Annotated in this window: 24 protein-coding genes; 4 read left to right on the top strand and 20 right to left on the bottom strand. The window is 41.3% G+C overall.

Annotation, left to right across the window (positions count from 1 at the left end; all coding sequences use genetic code 11):
- Nucleotides 1-16: 16 nt before the first annotated feature.
- The 13 genes from CSV64_RS00440 to CSV64_RS00380 form a co-directional block, all read right to left on the bottom strand.
- Complete coding sequence (locus tag CSV64_RS00440) at nucleotides 17-1,912, bottom strand: penicillin-binding transpeptidase domain-containing protein (protein ID WP_099633310.1); 1,896 nt, start codon at nucleotides 1,910-1,912, stop codon at nucleotides 17-19.
- A gap of 72 nt (nucleotides 1,913-1,984) precedes the next feature.
- The gene (locus CSV64_RS00435) at nucleotides 1,985-4,174 is read right to left on the bottom strand and encodes a penicillin-binding protein (RefSeq protein WP_233190375.1); all 2,190 of its coding nucleotides are present in this window, start codon (nucleotides 4,172-4,174) and stop codon (nucleotides 1,985-1,987) included.
- A gap of 32 nt (nucleotides 4,175-4,206) precedes the next feature.
- Entirely contained in the window at nucleotides 4,207-4,578 is a 372-nt protein-coding gene (gene ftsL / locus CSV64_RS00430) for a cell division protein FtsL (RefSeq protein WP_099633094.1), read from the bottom strand.
- Between the two features lie 17 nt (nucleotides 4,579-4,595).
- Nucleotides 4,596-5,528: a 16S rRNA (cytosine(1402)-N(4))-methyltransferase RsmH gene (gene rsmH / locus CSV64_RS00425; RefSeq protein WP_099633093.1), complete on the bottom strand. Its 933-nt coding sequence runs from the start codon at nucleotides 5,526-5,528 to the stop codon at nucleotides 4,596-4,598.
- A gap of 17 nt (nucleotides 5,529-5,545) precedes the next feature.
- A complete protein-coding gene (gene mraZ / locus CSV64_RS00420; RefSeq protein WP_099633092.1) occupies nucleotides 5,546-5,977 on the bottom strand; it encodes a division/cell wall cluster transcriptional repressor MraZ in 432 nt (143 codons plus the stop codon).
- A gap of 506 nt (nucleotides 5,978-6,483) precedes the next feature.
- Complete coding sequence (gene bshC / locus CSV64_RS00415) at nucleotides 6,484-8,100, bottom strand: bacillithiol biosynthesis cysteine-adding enzyme BshC (RefSeq protein WP_158232986.1); 1,617 nt, start codon at nucleotides 8,098-8,100, stop codon at nucleotides 6,484-6,486.
- 84 nt (nucleotides 8,101-8,184) lie between these two features.
- On the bottom strand, nucleotides 8,185-8,565 hold the full coding sequence (locus CSV64_RS00410) for a DUF3397 family protein (protein WP_158232985.1): 381 nt from the start codon (nucleotides 8,563-8,565) through the stop codon (nucleotides 8,185-8,187).
- Complete coding sequence (locus tag CSV64_RS00405) at nucleotides 8,559-9,452, bottom strand: 2-dehydropantoate 2-reductase (protein ID WP_158232984.1); 894 nt, start codon at nucleotides 9,450-9,452, stop codon at nucleotides 8,559-8,561. Before CSV64_RS00405 ends, CSV64_RS00410 begins: the two co-directional genes overlap by 7 nt.
- A 55-nt stretch (nucleotides 9,453-9,507) precedes the next feature.
- Nucleotides 9,508-10,995 carry an acyl-CoA carboxylase subunit beta gene (locus CSV64_RS00400; RefSeq protein ID WP_099633309.1) on the bottom strand — a complete coding sequence of 496 codons (1,488 nt, stop codon included), beginning with the start codon at nucleotides 10,993-10,995 and terminating at the stop codon, nucleotides 9,508-9,510.
- Nucleotides 10,996-11,076: 81 nt separating this feature from the next.
- Nucleotides 11,077-11,292, bottom strand: coding sequence for an acetyl-CoA carboxylase biotin carboxyl carrier protein subunit (locus CSV64_RS00395; RefSeq protein WP_099633088.1), 216 nt, complete (start codon nucleotides 11,290-11,292; stop codon nucleotides 11,077-11,079).
- Nucleotides 11,293-11,429: 137 nt separating this feature from the next.
- Nucleotides 11,430-12,191 (bottom strand): enoyl-CoA hydratase/isomerase family protein, encoded by a 762-nt coding sequence (locus CSV64_RS00390; protein WP_233190374.1) that lies wholly within the window; start codon nucleotides 12,189-12,191, stop codon nucleotides 11,430-11,432.
- A 107-nt stretch (nucleotides 12,192-12,298) separates the two neighbouring features.
- Complete coding sequence (gene rpmF / locus CSV64_RS00385) at nucleotides 12,299-12,472, bottom strand: 50S ribosomal protein L32 (RefSeq protein ID WP_085133152.1); 174 nt, start codon at nucleotides 12,470-12,472, stop codon at nucleotides 12,299-12,301.
- Between the two features lie 24 nt (nucleotides 12,473-12,496).
- On the bottom strand, nucleotides 12,497-13,027 hold the full coding sequence (locus tag CSV64_RS00380; RefSeq protein WP_099633087.1) for a YceD family protein: 531 nt from the start codon (nucleotides 13,025-13,027) through the stop codon (nucleotides 12,497-12,499).
- Between the two features lie 126 nt (nucleotides 13,028-13,153).
- On the opposite strand from CSV64_RS00380, the gene CSV64_RS00375 reads away from it, so the two are divergent.
- Complete coding sequence (locus CSV64_RS00375) at nucleotides 13,154-14,332, top strand: nucleotidyltransferase (protein WP_099633086.1); 1,179 nt, start codon at nucleotides 13,154-13,156, stop codon at nucleotides 14,330-14,332.
- Nucleotides 14,333-14,336: 4 nt separating this feature from the next.
- Here the strand turns inward: CSV64_RS00375 and CSV64_RS00370 are convergent, their stop codons facing one another.
- Entirely contained in the window at nucleotides 14,337-15,383 is a 1,047-nt protein-coding gene (locus tag CSV64_RS00370) for a SepM family pheromone-processing serine protease (protein ID WP_099633085.1), read from the bottom strand.
- A 128-nt stretch (nucleotides 15,384-15,511) separates the two neighbouring features.
- Here CSV64_RS00370 and CSV64_RS00365 point away from each other — a divergent pair, with 128 nt between their 5' ends.
- Nucleotides 15,512-16,393 carry a hypothetical protein gene (locus tag CSV64_RS00365; protein ID WP_143565188.1) on the top strand — a complete coding sequence of 294 codons (882 nt, stop codon included), beginning with the start codon at nucleotides 15,512-15,514 and terminating at the stop codon, nucleotides 16,391-16,393.
- 288 nt (nucleotides 16,394-16,681) lie between these two features.
- Here the strand turns inward: CSV64_RS00365 and coaD are convergent, their stop codons facing one another.
- From coaD to CSV64_RS00350, 3 genes are read right to left on the bottom strand one after another with little or no spacing between them, the layout of a single operon-like run.
- Nucleotides 16,682-17,173 (bottom strand): pantetheine-phosphate adenylyltransferase, encoded by a 492-nt coding sequence (gene coaD, locus CSV64_RS00360; RefSeq protein WP_099633083.1) that lies wholly within the window; start codon nucleotides 17,171-17,173, stop codon nucleotides 16,682-16,684.
- A gap of 4 nt (nucleotides 17,174-17,177) precedes the next feature.
- Nucleotides 17,178-17,732, bottom strand: coding sequence for a 16S rRNA (guanine(966)-N(2))-methyltransferase RsmD (gene rsmD / locus CSV64_RS00355; protein ID WP_099633082.1), 555 nt, complete (start codon nucleotides 17,730-17,732; stop codon nucleotides 17,178-17,180).
- Complete coding sequence (locus CSV64_RS00350) at nucleotides 17,729-19,171, bottom strand: hypothetical protein (protein WP_143565187.1); 1,443 nt, start codon at nucleotides 19,169-19,171, stop codon at nucleotides 17,729-17,731. The genes rsmD and CSV64_RS00350 overlap by 4 nt, the downstream gene beginning before the upstream one ends.
- Before the next feature lie 71 nt (nucleotides 19,172-19,242).
- On the opposite strand from CSV64_RS00350, the gene CSV64_RS00345 reads away from it, so the two are divergent.
- Nucleotides 19,243-19,638, top strand: a complete 396-nt coding sequence (locus CSV64_RS00345; RefSeq protein WP_099633080.1) for a DUF7147 family protein — start codon at nucleotides 19,243-19,245, stop codon at nucleotides 19,636-19,638.
- A 14-nt stretch (nucleotides 19,639-19,652) separates the two neighbouring features.
- On the opposite strand, the gene CSV64_RS00340 is transcribed toward CSV64_RS00345, so the two are convergent.
- Entirely contained in the window at nucleotides 19,653-19,925 is a 273-nt protein-coding gene (locus CSV64_RS00340; protein ID WP_029052395.1) for a YlbG family protein, read from the bottom strand.
- Nucleotides 19,926-20,210: 285 nt separating this feature from the next.
- On the opposite strand from CSV64_RS00340, the gene CSV64_RS00335 reads away from it, so the two are divergent.
- On the top strand, nucleotides 20,211-21,080 hold the full coding sequence (locus CSV64_RS00335; protein WP_099633079.1) for a glycerophosphodiester phosphodiesterase: 870 nt from the start codon (nucleotides 20,211-20,213) through the stop codon (nucleotides 21,078-21,080).
- Here CSV64_RS00335 and CSV64_RS16940 read toward each other — a convergent pair.
- Together CSV64_RS16940 and CSV64_RS00330 are read right to left on the bottom strand one after the other, a co-directional pair.
- Nucleotides 21,054-21,176 carry a hypothetical protein gene (locus CSV64_RS16940; RefSeq protein ID WP_255397594.1) on the bottom strand — a complete coding sequence of 41 codons (123 nt, stop codon included), beginning with the start codon at nucleotides 21,174-21,176 and terminating at the stop codon, nucleotides 21,054-21,056. The two genes, CSV64_RS00335 and CSV64_RS16940, sit on opposite strands and share 27 nt — an antisense overlap.
- Before the next feature lie 61 nt (nucleotides 21,177-21,237).
- Nucleotides 21,238-21,678 carry a YlbF/YmcA family competence regulator gene (locus CSV64_RS00330; protein WP_099633307.1) on the bottom strand — a complete coding sequence of 147 codons (441 nt, stop codon included), beginning with the start codon at nucleotides 21,676-21,678 and terminating at the stop codon, nucleotides 21,238-21,240.
- Between the last annotated feature and the right edge of the window lie 38 nt (nucleotides 21,679-21,716).

Below are 21,716 nucleotides of genomic sequence, written 5' to 3'. Positions count from 1 at the left end.
GGCAATGAAGTACTGCTTATTCTGTGTACAAATGAATGGTGTCCTCTACCGTCATCAAAGTATTGGGAGCGGGTAACTGTCGAATCACTTTCTTACCTTTTCCATGCCACTTCATTTTGAACGTATAATTTTGAGACAGCAATTCTTTTTCATTCATTCCAAGTAAATCGGGTGAACGGAATGTTATCGCGTCCCCCCATCGGTATTCTTTTTCCAACTGTTCTTTTCTTCTTTCGATGTTAGCAATCGGTGCAATTTCTTCAATGATCCGTCCAACAATCGGTGCAGCAATGACGCCTCCGAATTGAATAGAGTTCTTTGGACTATCGATAGCAAGGTATACGAGTAGTTCAGGGTCATCTGCAGGGGCGAAACCAATGAAGGAGACGATATAGTCACCATCTTTGTAGCGACCATTCTCAACTTTCTGTGCTGTCCCTGTTTTACCACCTATTCGTAGTCCGTCTGCAAAAGCATTACGACCTGATCCATTTGCCACAACGGATTCAAGCGCGTAACGCACTTTAGCTGATGTTTCTTCGCTGATTACTTGTCTTTTCAATTCAGGTTCAAATTCTTTTATTGTCTTACCTTCAGAGTCCTTTATTGATTTTACAATATAGGGTTTATAGAGTTTACCGCCATTAATCGCTGCGGCAACTGCTTGCACTTGTTGGATTGGGGTGACAGAGATTCCTTGCCCAAACGAAGTGGTTGCCTGTTCAACCGGTCCAAATGCTTCCTTGGAAAACAAAATACCTTTCGATTCTCCAGCAATGCCTGATTCTGTTGAGCTTCCGAAGCCGAATTCACGAATATAGCGATCTAATCTTTCACTACCAAGTCGCTGACCCATCGTAATGAATCCAGGGTTACATGAATTTTCTACAACTTCCAAAAATGTTTGATCTTTATGACCTTCTCGTTTCCAGCATCGTAATCTGGCGTTTGCAACGACTTTGTAACCAGGGTCATAAAAACTTTCATTCTCCAAATCGATGACGTCTTCTTCCAAACTTGCTGCCAATGTAAGAATTTTGAATGTGGAACCTGGCTCGTATGTCATCCATACAGGCAAATTCCGGTTATAGATAGTGGAATCCGCTGATTGGTATTCACGTGGATCAAATCCAGGTACGGATGCTAGCGATAATAATTCTCCTGTTTTTGGATTCATTATAATAGCAAGAGCCTGTGTTGCATCATATTTCTCCATCGCCTGGATCAGTTCACGCTCTACAATTTGGTGCATTTTCAGATCGATAGTCAGTTCCAAGGTCGAGCCGTCTTTTCCGTGTTCGAAGCTATCCTCTACATGGGGTAATGCAATTCCTTTAGCATCAGTGAACAGTCGCACTTTGTCCCCTGTTCCGTTCAGAATCTCATCATACGCATACTCAATACCTGCCAAGCCGTTGCCGTCATAGCCGGTAAAACCAATCAAACGTGCCAACAGATCATCGTATGGATAATGGCGGACGAAATCGACACCTACATACAAGCCGGCTACTTGCAGTTTCGTAATCTCATCCCCCTGCTCCTTCGTGATGTTTTTTCCTTCCGGAGCTAATTTCACCATATATGTTTTTTTCTTAAGCTTTTCTTCCAACTTTTCTGGCGGCATGTTAAGGATTTTGGCAATTGCAGGTATGTCGTTGGAAATGTCAGGATTTTGAGCTGGCATAAAATACAGTGTAGGCGCTAGTTTATTACCAACGATCAATTTACCATTTCGGTCTGTAATATTTCCACGCATAGCGCCAAAAGGTATTTCAATATCCCAATTTTCTTCTGCTTTTTCTTTTAGCCATTCATGCTTGATGATTTGGACGTGGAATAGTTTTCCTATAACGAGTAATAGACAGATAAGAAAGCATAAGAAGGCTGCACGTAAACGTTTTTTTGACTGCATATCAATAAATGAACGCAATGACTCACTACCTTTTTTTCTATTAAGGTATGCTGTGAAATCGTGCGCTATACATTAGCCGCCCATGATTTGCTCCTCTTCGTTCTCTTCTTTATCTTCATTACTTTTCTTTTTATTATACTGCTGCTCAGGCGTCCGAAGCTCAACGACAATCGGATCTTTCTTGTTTACTAACGTTCCTCCCGTTACGCTTTGTCCAATCACATACCCTTCACCGTTGATTCGAATATCCAACTTTGAAAGGTTCGTAAATGAGAGCACCATTTTTTTAGACCAACCTGTCATATCTGGGAATGTCGTATCCCCTTTTGTTTCCAATAAAACAATTGAGTCCTCCGTTAATTTCGTGTCAGCTTTTGGTATTTGTTTAGTTACTTTGCCGCCTTCACCGATTAACACAGTTTGGAAGCCGTCCTCGACTGCTAGAGAAGCAGCCGTTTCTGCATCTTCTCCTTCATAATCCCCAACTTTTTTCACGGGAATCACTTGTTCATCATCTGGCGCTATGTTCAAATATTTCAAGCTGTTTTCCATAATCGGATTAAAGACTTTCGATACAGGGTCAGACCCTAGTTCTCCTGCTTTTAGTTCAGGTTGCTGAACAGTTACATAAACTAGGAGCTGTGGGTCATCAATCGGTGCCATTCCAAGGAACGAGTATAAGTAGTTCCCGGAGCCAGACATATACCCTTTTCCTTCTGTTTTAGGAAGTTCGGCTGTACCGGTTTTACCGCCTACTGCGTAATTTTCCAGATGATACTTTTGTGCAGTACCATTTTCTGAAGTCACTGTTGTCGCAAGTATTTCACGCACTTCTTTAGCCGTCGCTGCGGAGATTGGTGTGCCGTTTTCTTCAGGTTCATGGTTCTCCAACACTTTGTTCGTATTCGGATCAATGATTTGGTCGATCACATATGGTTTCATCATCACACCGTTATTCGCGATAGCTGAAGCGGCTTGGATCATCTGTAGTGGTGTAACTGTAGATCCTTGTCCATAGGAAGTAGTCAATCGTTCAGCCGGATAATTATCTAGCACAACACCTGGCGCTTCATTTGGCAAATCGATTCCAGTTTGTTTGCCAAAACCAAATTTATGAACGTATTCAATGAATTTCTGATCGCCTATTCTTTCTAGTAAGTATGCCATTCCCACGTTAGAGGAACGTTGCAATCCTTCCATGAAAGTAATCGTGCCCCAGCCATCCACTTTCACATCTCTAATCACTCGGTCGTAGATTCGATACGATCCAGATTTAAAATATTCATCCGGCTCCCATTTACCTTCTTCCACCGCCGCAGCCAGTGTGAACATTTTCATAGGAGACCCTGGTTCAATCGTCTGCTCAACTGCATCATTCAACCAGTTTTCTGTCAAACCTTCTCGCGTCATTGGGTTAAACGTCGGCCGTTGACTCATTGCCAGGATTTCACCCGTTTTAGGATTAGACACAAGAACTAGCATTTTCTTCGGAGAATATTCTTCTTCAACTTGATCCATCGCTTCTTCTACGAAGTTACTAATTGTCTTATCTAATGTAAGTTTAATCGTTTGACCATCTTGAGGTTCTTCAATTTGTTTGCTTGCGGTGGGCAATAAATACCCCCAACCATCTGATTGGTAATTCACTTTTCCGTCGACACCTGTTAGTTGCTTGTTATACGTTTTTTCAAGCCCCATTTTCCCTTTGGTAACGGTTAAGTTGTTTTCCAATTCTTCTTTCTGGGCAAAGCCCACTAAGTAAGAAGCAAATCGACCGTTAGGATAGAATCGTTTTTTACCTTCTACAAACAAAATACCCGATAATTTTTTTCTATCGAGTTCTTCCTTCATTTTCATCATCGTTTCGCGATTAAGATCTTTGCCTGCACGACCAAACTCAATTTGCCATGCGCCTTCTCTAGCATTTTTCATTTTATCGTAAATTTCACGTTCTTTTAGCGGCAAATACTTCGCTAAAACTTTCGCCGTTTCTTTATAATCGACTACGTGATATTTCTTTTTGCTGTTTTTACTTGCAGCTTCGTTCACTACAGCCACCACATGGTAGCTTAATGTATCCGATGCTATCGGCACATCATTTCGATCTACAATTGCCCCGCGACTTGCTTGTAAAACTGCATTTCTTTCATATTGGTTAGAAGCGATCTTCGCTAATTCTTTACCATCTACTTGGCCCGTCATCTGAATAAAAAGAATTCTGCCGAATAATATGAAAAAGAGCCCTCCGAATACTACAAACATTAGAAAGGCTCCCCATTGAAAGCGAAACTTCTTCATCGTCCAGGTACGACCTTTACGTTACCTTCGTTAAGGTTCAAACCATTCTCTTGTGCTTTTTTCCAAATACGTTCGTAAGTGGATTTGTCACTCACTTGAATGGACAATTCATTATTCTGTTTGGCAGTATTTTCAATTTCAGTATTCATCAACTGCACTTCTTTATTTACAGCGTTTATATCAGAATGTGTCTGTAAGAGCATAGATGAAGATCCGATTGTAAATGCTGCAAATAAAGTGAACAATATCTTTTCGCCCTTAGAAAAACGTTTTTTCACACGGCGCACAACCTGTGGCTGGTTTTGGTCTGTATGTTGTTCGATCTCCGGTGTCTGTGACGTATTTAAGTTCCGTTGTTCTAGTCCCATGGCTCGTTTCCCCTTTTCTATTTTCTCTCTATAATTCGTAACTTCGCTGATCTGGCACGTTTATTATGTTCTATTTCTTCATCTGTAGGGATGATCGGCTTTCGTGTAATAAGACGAAAATCTGGATCCATGCCCTCAGGTATAATAGGTAAGTTTGGCGGCAATTCCGGCATAGAAGAAGCTTCCTTGAAAATAGTTTTACATAAGCGGTCTTCAAGTGAATGGAACGTAATGACGCTAATCCGACCATTTTCACGTAATAATGTAAGCGCATCAGTTAAAGATTGTTCAGCTGCTCCCAACTCATCATTGACCGCAATTCGGATCGCTTGGAAAACACGTTTAGCAGGGTGGCCTCCAGTTCTTCTGGCTGCTGCTGGAATACCTGTTTTAATAAGCTCAGCTAGTTCTCCCGTTGTACGTATAGGCGCATTGGCGCGTGCTTCTTCAATTTTACGAACGATTTGCTTTGAGAACTTCTCTTCACCATAGCGGAAGAATATTCTGACCAAATCTGAATACGACCATTCATTGACTACTTCATAAGCTGTCAATGGCGCAGATGTATCCATACGCATGTCCAACGGTGCATCATGATGGTAACTGAAGCCTCGCTCAGGTGTATCCAATTGCGGAGAAGAAACTCCTAGGTCATATAAAATTCCATCTACATGAGAGATTCCCAATTTTGCTAATTCATTTTTCAAGTCTTTAAAGTTGGCATGTACGAAGTGTACTTGTGCTGTAAAGTTCGCTAGTTTTTTTTGCGCTGCTTCAATTGCTGTCATATCTTGGTCGAAGCAGATTAATTGTCCTTCAGATGAAAGTAGTTTGGCAATTTCTTCACTGTGACCTGCACCACCAAGTGTGCAATCCACATAAATGCCGTTTTCTTTTACATTCAAGCCTTCGACGGCTTCATGCAGTAATACTGTTGTGTGGTTAAACATGGTTATTCCGCCTGCTTTCAAAATTCAAAATCAATAAGGTTTTCTGCAATGTCATTGAATGATTCCTCTGACTCCTCGTAATACGCTTCCCACAGTTCTGCAGACCAGATTTCAATCCGGCTGGATACACCGATAATCATACAGTCCTTTTCAATCTTTGCGAATTCTAGTAAGTTTGCAGGTATATTGACTCTCCCCTGCTTATCCAAACTTGCTTCGCATGCTCCTGAGAAGAAAAAACGAGTAAATGCACGAGCATCTCTTTTTGTAACCGGCAACGCTTTCAATTTTTCTTCAAGCTTTTGCCATTCATCCAGTGGATATCCAAACAAGCAATTATCCAGTCCACGGGTTAAAATAAAGCCTTCTGCTAATAGCTCCCGAAATTTAGAAGGAACGATCAGTCGACCTTTCATATCGATTGAATGCTGATACTCACCCATGAACATATAATTCACCCCACTGTATGAAATAATGTACCACATCCCCCCACTTTCCTCCACCCACTATGCCATTTTTCTTCGCATATTTTTTAAAATGTGTCAATAGTACTTCTTTCTGATTTACTTTCTCGCCCGTATCCCGAAAAAACCACTTTTTTCGCAATTTTCTCTAGTTATTATCTTTCAACATTTTCCAGAAACAATCGGAGAGTCAACTGGTAAGTACGAAAGGCTAGAAGCTTCTGTTAGTGATGATTCAAGTCAGCAGGGAAAGCGAGGGTGAGCAACAGATCACTTACTGAAGTTAGTATGGGATATAGTGTTGTATTTAAACTTATGTACGTTTGTTTTTAGATCCAGTTCATCCATAAAAAACATCAATCTTTTCTTCGCTTTGTAACATGAAGTGCAACGAAAGAGATTCAACTCCCAGAAAAAAATCTACAAAAGAATCTTTTACACACAAACAAAACCCGCCATTCATAGAACGAATGACGGGTTTAAGTGGTTTCTTATAAATAGACTAGCTGATGCGATCCATTAAACGTATAAGGTTGTTGTAGTAACTCGTCAATCAACCCTTCACCGAACTGGTTCATATAAAAGTATGGCGAGTAGAGACGCTCCTGCAGGGAACCTTCTGGAAATAGCTGTTCTGAAATCACATGAAAACGCTCGTATTGCACGTGATGCTTAAGCAAAATCGACTGCTCTTTTTTCTTCAGTAAATAATCGAACTGACTATTATGGAATTGTAAGTTTTTACTAAGTAATTGTATGAGTCCTGGATCTGTTGCTTCTAGGTGGGACTGCAACTGTTCATATTGCGTTTGTAATTGACTCTTCGTTTCTGTCAACAAACGATCGAATTGTTCATCTCGTTGTTGCTCTAACCATTTCTCCAGAAGTTCCGGTAGTTCATGATTCATTACTTGGTTTATTGTAATATCCGTAAGCTTTAGTGCTTCCTGGACTTGTCTGTTGACCAAAGTAATGGAAAGCCTTGGTACGATTACCGGCATATGAATTCCCATGATTTGAAATGCTTCTTTCAATAAAGACCAATAGGCAATTTCACCAGGTCCACCGACAAATGCTAAAACAGGGAACACGAGATCTTGCATAATAGGTCTTGTAGCTACGTTGTTACTTAGCAACCAAGGCTCGTTTTTTGCAAGATAATGCATTTCTTGTTCTGTAAAAGTTACTCCTGCTTGCTCATTGACAAATTTGCCATCTTTTCTTCGGAGTAGTACCCTGCCTGTATCATGAACATAAAACAGATTGGCGTCTTGCTCTTCCGATTCAATTGGTTTTGCATAGCCGTAAGCGAGAAGCTGTTGTTCTGTATAGTAAATGCTTTTCGCTATGGCTTCTGAGTTTTCAATCATCTGTGAGAAATAAGGCGATTCCAATTGACGCAATGGTTTATAAGCGGCGTCCATAAATAATAATCCATGCTCAGTAAATAGTTCATTCATCAGTGCAGTGAAAAAATTCGTGAAATTCTGTTGTTGTTCTACGGTTTGCAGCACATCATGCAATAATTTTTGCGTATAAGATGTCTCTCCATAACTTTTAAAAATCTTCTTAATGTACGCGGTCATTTCCTTTTGATCATAATACGTGTCTGAAGCCATCGTTTTTAAAATGGTAGGTTGTTTAAACTGCCGTTTGATCGCTTTTCCTGCCTTTGCAGTATATGTATGATTGATTTCATTGATATCATGATCTTCCCCAGCAATCCAAAAAACTGGTACTACAGGTTTCCTGAGTAATTCTCGTTGTTTTTGTGCCAATAATATTACGGATATAGCTTTGTGAACAGAATATAAAGGCCCTGTTAAAACCCCCGCTTGCTGTCCTCCAATCACTACCAACGCATCTTTAGACAGCTCTTGTATATACTGAGCAGCCAAGTCTGATATTCCAAATGGCAACATATAACTTTCTACCGCAGCAGCTAATTGCTCTCTTTGAAAAGAACGTCGCTGTAATTCTTCTGCTCTGTCTTCATACCCTACAGTTGTCATTTCATATTCAAAAAATCTATGGAAAAATTGTGGATCGTGACGATACGCTTCCATCAATTTATTCTTTTTTGGCAACTCCATTGTGTCCAAGTCCATCTCACAAACTCCTTTATGTACCATACTACCGCAAGTATATCATCTCCTCCGAATAGGTTGAATAGATACGCTTATGAGTACTCATTAGTTCACGTAGCGGATGATTTGTACCGTAATTCCAACAATAAACAGTAAAAAGTAAGCTACTGTTAAGAGTAGAAAATACGCTCGCCATGTTCGACGTAACACCCAAGATGTACGAAATTCTTTTTCCCTAGATCGTTCTATAACTGCAAATCCGATAGCAATCAAACACAATACTCCGATTAACAAGATAGGTACCCAAACATCCCAAATCGCACGAATCAAAATTAAAACGGTAAGAACCATAAACGGCGTAGTCCAGTCTACCGCCCATCCGACTCTCTTTTTCTTAGGTAATCCTATTTTTTTTGCAACAATAATTAATACAACTAAAATAATAAAAGGGAACAATAATAACGCTCCGAGTATATTCGTCAACATCCTCCACATTCACTCCTGTTTATTCCAAGCAGTGCAGTCTCAAGAATTTGCAAAAACGGAGCACTGCCACCTTTTTGATTAATTTCTTTCAACACTGCTGTTAAAATAGTTTCAATTTCCATATTCCGTCCTTTTATTCTATCTACCAGCATAGAAGACTGATTATCCGCTGTTTTACGGCATACTTCTTCTATATCTTTATAGCTCAATAGATCGCTATACTCTTCAAAGTTATTGAGCAATTCCTCACACAACTGGCGGAATAACAAATGGAAGTAAGGATTGTCTAATAACTGTCCATTCCTGATTTCCAACAATGCCGTCAGTGGGTTGATCGCACAATTGATTAGTACTTTACGAAATAGTAACTGTTTTGCATTTTGTTGCCTAGTAATAGGAAAGTTCTGTGGGTCAATTTCTTGCATCCATTGTATAGTTGGCGCAATTTTGTCATTTTCCACAATGTTAATAGGTCCAATACCGTTATGTGAAACTGTCCGATCATCTATTCTTGCCGCACCATGCTCGACTGTCGCGAATGACACATGCCCAAGTGAATACTGCTCAATCAGCGACAAATGTCCAATTCCATTTTGAATGAACAATAAATTTGGTTGTATAGGTAGAGCGCTAATCTCGGAGAGTACAATAGGCAATGCATCATACTTCACAGCAATAATCCATAACGCATCTGTTGGCAACTCTTCAATATGTACTGTTGATTCAACTTCGTATGTACTATTTTCTGGCCTTCTCACAAGACCACCACGTAACTGCTTCGCTTGTTCCTCTCGCCTTACCCAGAAACTGACATTTGCTTGGTGTTGAGCTAAATAAGAACCGATCAATAATCCAATAGATCCCGCTCCTACCACTACAAATCGCATAGTTTTCCTCCTTAAAAAAGAGACCCAGTGAAGGCGTCTCTGTTGGTACGTTTTATTATACAGGATAGACAGGATGTTTTCTCGAAGAATTCGTAATTTGTTTCGTTTCATAATAACTAAATCTCTCAGCAAGCACGGACCGTAGATTATGAGGCCCAACCACTTCATCAATGATCAATTCTGAGGCCATTTTATAGACATCGATTTCTTTTTTATATTCTTGTTGCTTTTCTTTAATAAATGCAATTCGCTCTTTCGGATCTGCAATGGCTTCGATTTTATTCGAGTATACCGCATTGACAGCTGCTTCAGGACCCATGACGGCGATTTGCGCAGTTGGCAACGCGATACAGACATCTGGCTCGAATGCAGGACCAGCCATTGCGTACAAGCCCGCTCCGTATGCTTTACGTACAACGACTGAAATCTTCGGTACAGTAGCGGAGCTCATTGCCATAATTAACTTCGCACCATGTCGGATAATTCCTTGTCTTTCCACTTTCGTCCCAATCATGAACCCCGGCACATCTGCAAGGAACAACAACGGAATAGAGAATGCATCACATAATGTAATGAACTTCGTTACCTTATCCGCTGAGTCCACAAACAGCACGCCCCCCTTAACTTTGGGCTGATTCGCAATGATCCCTACAGGACGTCCGTCAATACGCGCAAGAGTCGTTATGACTTCCGGTGCAAACAACTTTTTGATTTCAAAGAGGGAATTGTCATCCACTAATTGATCGATTGCCTCATGCATATCAAATGGAGCATTCTGGTTTTCGGGAATGATTTCTTCCAATGAACGCCCTTGCTTCACCTCGCGTGGTTCTGCAAATTTCGCAGACGCTTCAAAATTCCCAGGGAAGTAGGAGAGATATTTACGAGCTTCTAAAATTGCATGCTCCTCAGTATCTACTAGCACGTCACCACAGCCACTTACTGTACAATGCATGCGTGCCCCACCCATTTCTTCCAGTGTTACTTTCTCACCTATGACTTTTTCAGCCATCCGTGGTGAACCTAAATACATCGAGGCGTTGCCTTCTACCATAATGACAATATCACAGAAGGCCGGAATATAGGCACCGCCTGCTGCCGAGGGCCCAAATAGAAGACAAACTTGTGGGATGACACCCGATAAACGCACTTGATTATGGAATATGCGGCCAGCTCCACGACGATTCGGGAACATGTCTAGCTGATCTGTAATACGTGCACCTGCAGAATCCACTAGATAAAGTAATGGCACACGAAGCTTTTCAGCCGTTTCTTGGATACGGATAATCTTTTCTACTGTTCTCGCACCCCAAGATCCCGCTTTAACTGTAGAGTCGTTAGCCATGACACACACTGTTTGACCATCGATTTTTCCCGTAGCTGTAACTACTCCATCTGCCGGTAAATCTTTAGCTTCGCAGTTCGCAAATTTACCATCCTCGGCATATTTACCTTCATCAAATAAAAGACGTAACCGTTCTCTGACGAATAACTTACCTTGTTGTACTAATTTTTCATGATACTTTTCTGCACCACCCGCCATCACATCAGCAGTGAGTTCTTGCAGTTTTTCATTATACGCTGTCTTTGTTGTTTCATTAGTCAAGGAACTTCCCACCTTTCGTTACGATTGAATGGTAACCAACACTTCATCTTCATCTACAAAATCGCCTTCTGTGCCGTGGATCTTACTCACTGTTCCATCCACTTCAGCTTCTAGTGGAATTTCCATCTTCATGGATTCTAAAATGACGACAACTTGTCCCTTCGTCACTGTATCTCCTTCTTTCACTTCAATCTGAAAGATTGTCCCTGCCATAGTTGCTTTTACTTCTTGCATACTATCACTCCTTCTATTCTAAGTGCTGACACTTGCTGAAAATACTATCTTTACTAACTAGTGTATCTTATTCATGAAACCGTTTACAAGTAAATTTTAAACAGTCCCGACAGTGTATGCCTGTCGGGACTGGAAGTTTACTTACTTTTCGTTAAAAATCTTTGAACCGCTTCGTGATGCGCGTCACTTTCCCAAAGAACGGAGCAGACACGCGCCTCTTCTTGCATAGCGTGCTCCAGCCCGTTTGCTTTCCATTTCCTAGTGGCGATCGATTTATACGCACGGTGTACATTTCTATGTACTTTTAGCTGAGGAGCCAGAAATTGATCTAGCGCTGCTTGTGTATCCCCTTCATACACTTCAGTTGCCCAGCCAAGCTCTAGTAATTGTTCAGGTGAATGAATGCTCGCTATGCTTGTAAACTGCAGTAAACGGTCATGTGGGCCGTTTTTCTCGAATAACAGTGTGGCTCCTCCCCAACCAGCCGTAATTGCTAGCGTACCTTGAATGAATCCAGCTCTTGCATGCGATGCAACCAAACGATAATCACAAGCCGTTGCCAGTTCACAGCCGCCACCAACCGCTGCACCATTTACTAGCGCTATTGTCGGCATCGGCAATGTCGCGATTCGATATAAAATACTAGCCCCCCTGCTCAGCATCGGGAATGCATCCTCCGCGGTCTGAAAGCCGTGAAAATCACTAAGATCACCGCCTGAACAAAATGCCAAGTCACCTTCTCCTGTAATGACAGCGAAAGAAACTTCAGGATCATCCTCGATTTTATCTAGAAAGGATTCAAGCCCTTTCATGACATCATAATTTACCGCGTTTCGCATTGCAGGACGATTAATTGTAAAATAAGCTATTGATTGATCAATCTTTATAGAATAAGACAAAAAAATTCCCCCTTTTTCATTTAGCATACCATTTTTGTACAAAACAAAAAAGACTACCTTGAGCCATGGTCTCAAGGTAGTCTTACATTCGTTGTGTAGAATCTAAATTATTCGCCTACAACGTCTTTTCCTTTGTAGTGTCCGCATGATTTGCAAACGTGGTGTGCCAATTTCATTTCGCCACAGTTGTTACAAGTAGTCATACCTGGCGCTTCGATTTTGAAATGAGTTCGACGCATATTTTTCTTCGTTTTAGAAGTTCTTCTCTTTGGTACTGCCATTGGGGGGCACCTCCTTATAAGGGTTTACTCTTTATCGGTTTCAAAAAAATTAGCCAATCCCGCTAAGCGAGGATCCACTTTTTCTCCTGCTTCTTGTCGTTGCGCTTCCAATTCTTCATCGGTTGTATAGGACCAACCTTTGCCTTCCACCTGCTGCATCTCATCTGCATTTTCACAGAATACTTGCATCGGGATTTCAAGCAAAATCAGTTCTTCCAATACAGGAGTAAAATCAATTATTTCCCCATCAACCGGATGAATTTCATCATCCGTCTGAAGTGTCCCCTCGTCCCAGCTGAATTGCTCAACCGTTTCAATGGAGAATGGATAATCGACGTCTTCCCACGTACGTGCACAAGGCAAAGTCATTGAACCTTCTAACTTAAGCCGGCATGTTAACTTTTTCTCACCAATTGTACATGTTCCACTTACTCGAACAGGCTGAATTGCCCTAATTTCTTCATTCCGATTTTTCACGGAATCCAAATTCACTGCTTCGTCAAACAGTAGCGGGCCTTGCCTATGTTTCCGTAATTGATGAATGGACCATTTCATGTCTATCACCTCAAGACAACAATGTTGATTATAGTATTTTAAATATGGGATGTCAAGATATTTTCTTGTCACCTTAATAAGTTTAACGGTATAATTCATTATACGCAAGTACAGAGGAGGATTTCATTGATTGCTACTGGTATTGTCGTCGAATATAATCCTTTCCATAACGGCCATTTGTTCCATCTCAATGAAGCAAAAAGGCTCACGGGCGCAGATGTCATCATCGCGGTGATGAGTGGGCATTTTCTTCAGCGTGGTGAACCTGCGATTGTCGATAAATGGACACGAACGCGCATGGCCCTCGCGAGTGGTGCAGACCTCGTCATCGAGTTACCTTATGCTTTTTCCACAGCCCATGCACCTCAATTTGCGAAAGGGGCCATACAAATCCTGGATGCCCTTCAATGCGAGTATATTTGCTTTGGCAGTGAAGAAGGTCACATCTCGCCATTTATGAATAGTTTGGACACAATGAATACACATAATGAACTTTATGAAAAAACAATAAAGAGTTCCATGCAAGAAGGTATCAGTTATCCGAACGCAATGCGAATTGCTTATGAAGAAATTTCACGCACTACTGATGAACCACTCGCTGATTTATCCGAACCGAATAACATCCTAGGTTTTCATTATATGAAAGCCATAAGAGAAATTCAGTCGAACATGATGGCTGTTACGCTCGAGCGAAAAGGCACACATTATCATGATGAAGCGTTACCCGAAGATTCTATTGCCAGCGCAACAGGAATACGCAAAGAATTGTTCGCGACAGATGTCGAACACGTACAATCTTTCATGCCTTCATCTTCCTTTAAACTACTTCATCAACAGCCTCATCAAAGCTGGGATCATCTCTACCCATTTCTTCGGTTCGTGATTCTTCGCGAAGGGCCTGAACAGTTGGCTTCCATTGCAGATATCACGGAAGGTATTGAGTTTTCTTTATGGCGCGCTGCAAAAGAACACGCCACTTTCCAAGAATTCATGCAAGCCGTCAAATCCAAACGTTACACATGGACACGAATACAACGAATGTTAGTACATGTGTTGACTGGTTATCGAAAATCGACCCGCGCACAAATTACCAGTCCGTCTTATTTACGGCTACTAGGTTTGTCTGTAAACGGAAGAAGCTATTTGCGCACAGTGAAAAAAGAAGTGACTTTGCCGCTTATAAGTCGAGCTGGTTCTCACAAAGACCCATCACTCCTGATGGATATTAAAAGTACAGACATATATATGTGTGGTATTCAAAGAGAGCCAGGTCTCGATTTTAAAACACCGCCCATTTTGCTGTGATAACTTACTTTTCTTCTAGCTTTTCCAAATAACTTAATGCATCATCAATCGTTTTTACTGGGACTACTTTCATTTTCGTACCAATTTTATCCGCAGTTTCTTTGGCTTCTTCATAATTTGAGCGAAGCTGCGGATTCTTCTTTTTCACTTCTTCTGGTAATTCATCATCAGGCGCGAAAAATATTTCGATATCTTGACGATCAGCTGCCATTACTTTAAAATCTATTCCACCAATCCGCCCCACTGAACCATCTTCGAGCATCTCGCCAGTCCCTGCGATCGTATACCCTTTCGTTAAATCGACATCCACCAGACGATTCATCAATTCCAACGTGAACATCAATCCTGCTGAAGGCCCTCCGATTTCTTCTGTACGGATATTTACTTTTGGTTTTGTTTCCAATTTGACTTGCTCTTCAAACTCTATCCCAAGGCCTACTCGACCATCCGTCTCGGGAAGTTCCTTTAATTCTACTGGAACATCCAATTTCTGTTGTCCCCGTTCTACTTGCAAATGAACTTTCTGACCTTCAGACATATCACTGATTTCTTGCATAAACGCTTCTGTTGAGGCGAGCTGTAATTGATCAATCGATTGAATGATATCCCCCACTTCAAGCTTTCCTGCTGACGCACCTACCGGTAGAACACCCGCTACAAAGACGCCCGCGAATTTTCTGTCGATTGGCAATCCTGCCTTCTCAAACGCTACCGATATGGCATGTGTTTTAGAATCCGTCATCAATTTTTTCTGACGCACTCCATACTCTTCATCACTTTCGCCATGCCTTCTCACTTGCGTAGCCGGCAATAACTTCATTTTATTAGAAAACTTTGACCAAGCATACGTTACAGGGGTTGCCTTGCCAATTGCAATTGTCATCAAACTAAATGTTCCCACGTCATCCGTATCTCCGCCAACTACTTCTACGAGTGGTGCCAGGTCATAGGCTCCGCCTGGTCGAGAAATATACATATCTAACGGATAAAGTGCTAAAACAGCTACCACCACGAGGATTAACGCTGCTATCCCCCATTTACGCATTTTCATAAATGTTCACCTCCATTAATAGCCTGTACGAATACTACATATATATTACGGTAGATTTTAATCTATTTCAAAAATTAGGAAGGAGTGCGACAGATGCTTATGAATTCACAAACCTGCCGTACCGAACTATGAGTAATATACTCTTCATCTGGGCGCTGATTTTTTTATTTATTTTACAACCCGATGTCGCACATGAAGGAGCCGTTTCGGGTGCCCAATTATTCACGCATGCGTTACTTCCCTATTTGCTACCCTATATCATTTTAACTCAGTGGTTATTGAAGATGCCTAGTAGGCAAGGCACTAGTCAATGGAGTCGTTACATAAAAGCTTATGTCCTTGGTTCGTTTGGAGGCTTCCCAGTAGGTGCCGTGACGGTTAGTGAAATGAAAAAAAATGGTGAGATCTCTGCAGCTGAAAGTAGTTTACTTGTAGCATCCTGTCACGCACCAGGACCTATGTTCATTATAGGCTTTGTTGGTAACGAATTATTCGGCAGCACTTCAAGTGGTTGGAAATTGTTGATTGCCATCCATCTAGCTAATATCGTATTTTTCGTACTGACCATGTCACTTGTGGGAAGCCGATATCAGCAGACGACTACGCCGATCATCCCTATACAACATAAAACATCTCCATTGCTTCGCTCTATTAAAGACAGTTCATCCGTCATATTGTTAGTGGCCACCACAGTGATTTTCTTCTCTTCTCTCGGCAATGTGTTATCGCATTCTATATCTTCCGTCATCACAGTGGATATGGGAGTGACAAAAACGTTATTACTCGCTCTGTTTGAAATGACTTCGGGCGTCCAGTCTGCTACCGAACATTTTGCCGAAGATGCGATGTATCCGATGCTCATCGCGGCAATTCTTTCGATCAACGGTATGAGCATCCATATGCAGGTCATGACGATCGCCAAGAGCGCTGGCATACGAATACTCCCCTATGTGATTGCAAGGGTCTGGAACACGTTGCTGGTGCCTGTGCTGTTCATTTGGATTTATTGAAGTAGTGAACATGCGGAGATAGCAAGTAGCGGAAGTTGGCAGCGACCGATTGGGAATCAGAGTATCCTTAAGACCCCACAGATAGCGAAAGCGGAGCGGTAGGAGCAGTAGGAGCACATCTTTGCAGTTAGCGGACGAGGAGGCTCTAGATTTCTCCCCCGGGAAGACGTCGCTAACTAGAGCTTCTATCTTTTCGTACTCACTGTTAACTCACACTTGGAAAATTATTCGTATGTACACTTCATTCCGCATAAAAAAGGATGCCCTTAAAGGACATCCTTTTATTATTTACTTTCCGTACTTTTCGAACTTCCCCTTTAATGCTACATTGACATGTGGCGGTACAAGCGTGGAGACATCTCCTCCGTAGCGTGCCACTTCTTTGACAATACTTGAGCTGAGGAAAGAATATTGACTCTTTGTCATTACGAAGAACGTTTCAATACTTTCATCCAGTACTCGGTTCATCGACGTGATTTGCATTTCATACTCAAAATCTGAAATTGCACGTAAGCCACGAACGATAACAGATGCATTAATTTCTTGTGCGTAATCTATCAACAGTCCTGAAGATGTATCGATCTTGACATTGTCATACTTTGATGTAGCTTCATGAATAAGCGCAATGCGCTCCTCCACTGTAAATAACGGTTTTTTAGAAGAGTTATTCATTACAGCAACATGTACTTCCTGAAATGTTTTTGCTGCTCGTTCTATGATATCTAAATGTCCATTCGTCACCGGATCGAAACTCCCTGGTACGATTGCAATTTGCGTCATGCTGTTAGCCTCTTTTCTTGTAAATCGTAATTGCCGTACTTCCATAAACGGCAGAACTGATTTGACTATATGTATCGTACTGTTCGGGCAAGTCTATGTGCTTATCATGTTCACAAATGATGGTCGCATCTTCTGCCAATAATCCTTGTGCTATTACGTCTTTAATCACATCATAGTATTCGACCGTTGCATAGGGGGGATCTACAAATAGCAGATCAATAGAGATTTCTTTCTGCTTAAGAATTGCAGCAGCCTGTCGGGCATCTTTTTTTTCAATCCGCAGAGATTCTTCCATTCGGCACTTTTCTGCATTTGTTTTAATAATAGCGCACGCTTTAGGATTCTTTTCAAATACAATTGCCTGTTCCATTCCTCTTGATAACGCCTCAATCGCAATGGAGCCACTGCCGCCAAATAACTCGACAACAATCCCTCCATCGAAATAAGGGCCGATTTTGTTGAAAACAGACTCTTTCACTTTGTCTGATGTCGGTCGTGTAGAGGTGCCTGGCAAGGATTTCAGAGTCGTACCTTTTCTCGAACCGGAAATGACTCTCACTCTTCTTCCATCTCCTTTATCAACTTTTCAATTTGTTCGATAGAAACGGTTTCATCCGACTTATCAATTAACACTAAAAAGATTCGTCGTAACCAATTTTCATCAAAGTATAACTTTTTATTGATGGACGTATAGGGCTTTTCCGTATAATCATATTTGCGATTATTCATAATGTAGAAAGGTTGTACTTTAGAAAAACGATACGTGCGATTTGGACTGTCGATATAAATCGACTGCTCGTTTGAACGTATCGAATAGCCCATCTTCGTCAATAACTCTTTTGCGGGGTAAAAATTTTTACCGTCCTGTACGATGACTTTCACTTCTGGAACTTTTTCTCCGTCAAGCAATACACTGCGTGGATCAAGTAACAGGAATGGATAGTTATACCGCTGCTCTTTCATCGTCATTTTAAAATACTGAGTGTCAAACGCTAGTATCGTGGATAACGACTGATCCAAATCCGATGATGTAAGCTCTTTACCTATTTTCTTCTGGACATTTTGACGGAATTGTTGATACTGCTCTGCTGAGATAGATTCTTTCAATCGACTAAACGCTGCCTGTTCCGCTTTTGTTCCTACAGGCTCGTCTCCAAGAATAGATGCAATCATGCTACTCATAGACGGCTCGTCCGCTTGTAAAATAAAACGTGACTGGACACTCATTCTGGCTACTTGTTTACTTACTTGCGACATATTGTTCGTTTTCTCCACAATAAAGCGCTCGGCATACAGCGGCTGATTATCTGAAGCTAACACTACACTTACATGACTTCCACCGATGGATTCCAGCATTTTCACTAGTCGTTCATTATACTTTTTGTCGATACCTTCACCGTAAATTGTCAGCTTGTTTGAAGAGTAGGCAATTGGGATATCTTGCGGTTGCCAATACAGCTCATTTACAAATCCTACACCACGGTATAAACGATAGGTAATCCGCTCTTTATTTGCTTTTCCTACACGTTCCAACCCCGTCACCCACATGCCACCAATACCTTGCTCATCAGTCACGTGAAGAACTGTAGTTAATGGTTTTGCATTCTGAAGAAACACAAATGGCTTCTTAAATAGTTTACGCCCGGTAAGGGGTGTTTTTTTCGGCAATTTATAAGCAATAGATTGTTGATGACGTTCACCTACTTCAAACGCCACACTAGAATCATTCAGACGAGCACATGAAGAGGAACCCTCTACTTCGCATCCGCGCTCTACGCTTCCTTCCGGCCAGATAATCTCGTATCTACCTTCGGATAAGTTATAAAAGTGGTGACGAATGTACAATCCATCCGCCCGGTTGATGACCTCGATTTCCTGACGATACGTACCTGAATTCGTGCCTTCCCCATTTGCATTGACCGATTGGCTATAATGCAAATAAACGAGTCCACCGTTTACTGCCGCCAAAAGAAACAGTATCCTTATAATAACTTTCAACGTACAACACCTCATCACATGGTATGATGGACACGAACCATTACTAATCGCCTGAAAGGAAGCGCTTGATTATGATCCAACAACGTTTTATCGAACTAGGGGAAGGCTATAGTGACATCTACGAATTACTCGAAATAATGTCTACAAACTCCCACCGAATTCATAAGTCCTATGTTTTTTCATCCAAACACAATTCTAATGAACAATTGTCATTAGCCGTTTCTCTTACTCCTGCAACTGAAAATAATCACTTCATGCCAATCTATATTTGCAGAGAAGGAATTCGGTATTCTGCAGAGAAACCATCAAAACGTTATGACTTGTTTGTTGAGCATGCAGAGTCATTGAATAAAAAGCCCGTCAGAGTGGAAATAAAACATTCCTCCGAATTCGCTGAGAACGAGCTGTTTTACCAATACATTACTGGTATCTTACGTTTAAATCACTTGTTGCCGCCGCTTAATTAATAGGCGGCAGCAAGTTACAAGCCTGTTTTATAATCATATTCTTTTGCTTTATCTGGCTTTGCATTTTCATATATTGTGCTGACAAAGGGACGCTGTGAGGGCAATACTTTCCGTACAGCCGATAAACGCTCCAACTTAGTGATTGTTGTTTCCACGTCTTCCATATCACAGTAAAGCACAACGTATTTCATTCGCTTTGAAATATAATGAACATGCCCAAATTTGCGCAATGATTTTGCTTGTTTTAAATGATGGAGATAGACAATTATTCCTTGTCGATCAATCATGATTCTCCCCCTCTTTCTTACTCCATACAATACCATAGGTGAGAAAAGTCCTGCAACCTTGCATACGAAATGTTTGCGTGGACATATGTGATATCTGGCCGATCCTCAATCTTTGTTTGCACACCTTCTCTGGAATAGGTTACACTTAATAAGACATTTATCTGAATCCACTCGATCTTTTCTTTTACAAGATGACTGGATACAAGTATTTTCTGTTCAGTTGAAGTATAAACATCGGCTAAACAAAAAAGTGAGAACTTACTATAAGATGGAGGAGGTTTTAAATTGGGAAGGAAAACAAACGTCGCATTAACTGTGGGGGCTGCCAGTGTAGCTGCTTGGGCGGCTTCAAAAGTGATAGCAAAGCAAGAACCCCGCGCCGAAAAGATAGCGCTAAGTTTTTCAGAAGTAGCTATTTTAACTAACGCGCAACTGTGCCTTGATGCAGAAGTTGACCCACTTACCGCTTATACGAAAATAGCTGATTTTGGTGTTCACGGATTCGCGGTCGATGTACAACTTACGAAAGATGAAGAAATTCTTTTAGTGCCCAACCAAGAACTTTTGCTTTCCAATGAAATCGCCGACTATACAGTAGATGAACTCCTTACCGAATATAATAACGCTAAAAATTTTGATACTCTGCATGGAGATCTATCTGTTGTGTCTTTACGTGAACTGTTAGAAAAGTTTCCTCAACTATTACTTGTCGTTTCTATGAGTGATTGTCCTACAACGTATGAAGGAAGTTTAATTCCTTCCAAACTATGGCGATTACTAAAAGAAATGGATGCTACTGAACGCGTGGTAGTGACTAGCCTATTCGATGAACAAATTGATCGGTTTAATCTATATGCGCAAAATTCGGTTGCATTAGGTGCCGGTAGCGAAGAAATAAAAAAAGCATACGTCGCTTACACGAGCAAATTCGGTCATCTGTACCGGCCGAACGCAGACCTATTCTGCCTACCCGAAAAACTCGGTGTATTCCCACTGGCTTCAGAAGGATTTGTTCGCTTTTTGCAAGATCTCAATATCAAGGTATTTTATGAGTTGAATGAGACGGACGAACTTCCGAAACTAGCCAAATTGGATGTGGACGGTTTTATAACAAGTCACCCACAACACTTATTGACGTTCTTCAATGAAAATTAGAGATACAAAGTGACTAGATGACTCGTCGTTAGCGCGTGAGGCAAACTTCTCTCCGAAACGTCGATTCATTTTCCCTTCTTCTTTCTCTACTATCATTTTAAAAAAGTAACCCCCTGCAGATTTTTCTGCAGGGGGTTACTCATTCTTATGAAATGATTTATGCTGAACAAGAACAGCTGCCGCCTGATCCACAACCGCCGCCACAAGAACTGTTAGAGAAAGTCCCGTCGCCAGCTGGTACTTTCACAGCTTCTGAAACGGACTGACCAATTAGGATACCTATTTCATCCAACAAATCCTGTACGTCGTTTTCAGCCAGGCGTAACGCAGCCACTTCATCTTGTAAATCTAGTTCACGCTTTTGAAGACGAATTTCCTTCATAATTACTTTATAATCTGGATGATAGCGCCCAAAGCGCTGCACGTCCTCATATTGTTCTTTCATTTTAGTAAAATCAATGATCTTTTTTCGCAGATCAGCGTTTGAATATACACGGTCATGTGCGTCTTGATAGGTTTTCACCACTTCAGAACACAGCAGCATCTCGGAAAGTTCTTCCGCCATATCGATGACTCGCATCCACTCATCTGTCATCATTACCAATTGCCGCACCTCCTATCATACCTATCATAACA

The organism is Sporosarcina sp. P32b, assembly GCF_002743335.1.
GTDB lineage: Bacteria > Bacillota > Bacilli > Bacillales_A > Planococcaceae > Sporosarcina.
Note: the sequence above shows the minus strand (reverse complement) of the source record. Positions and strands in the feature narration are given on the sequence as shown.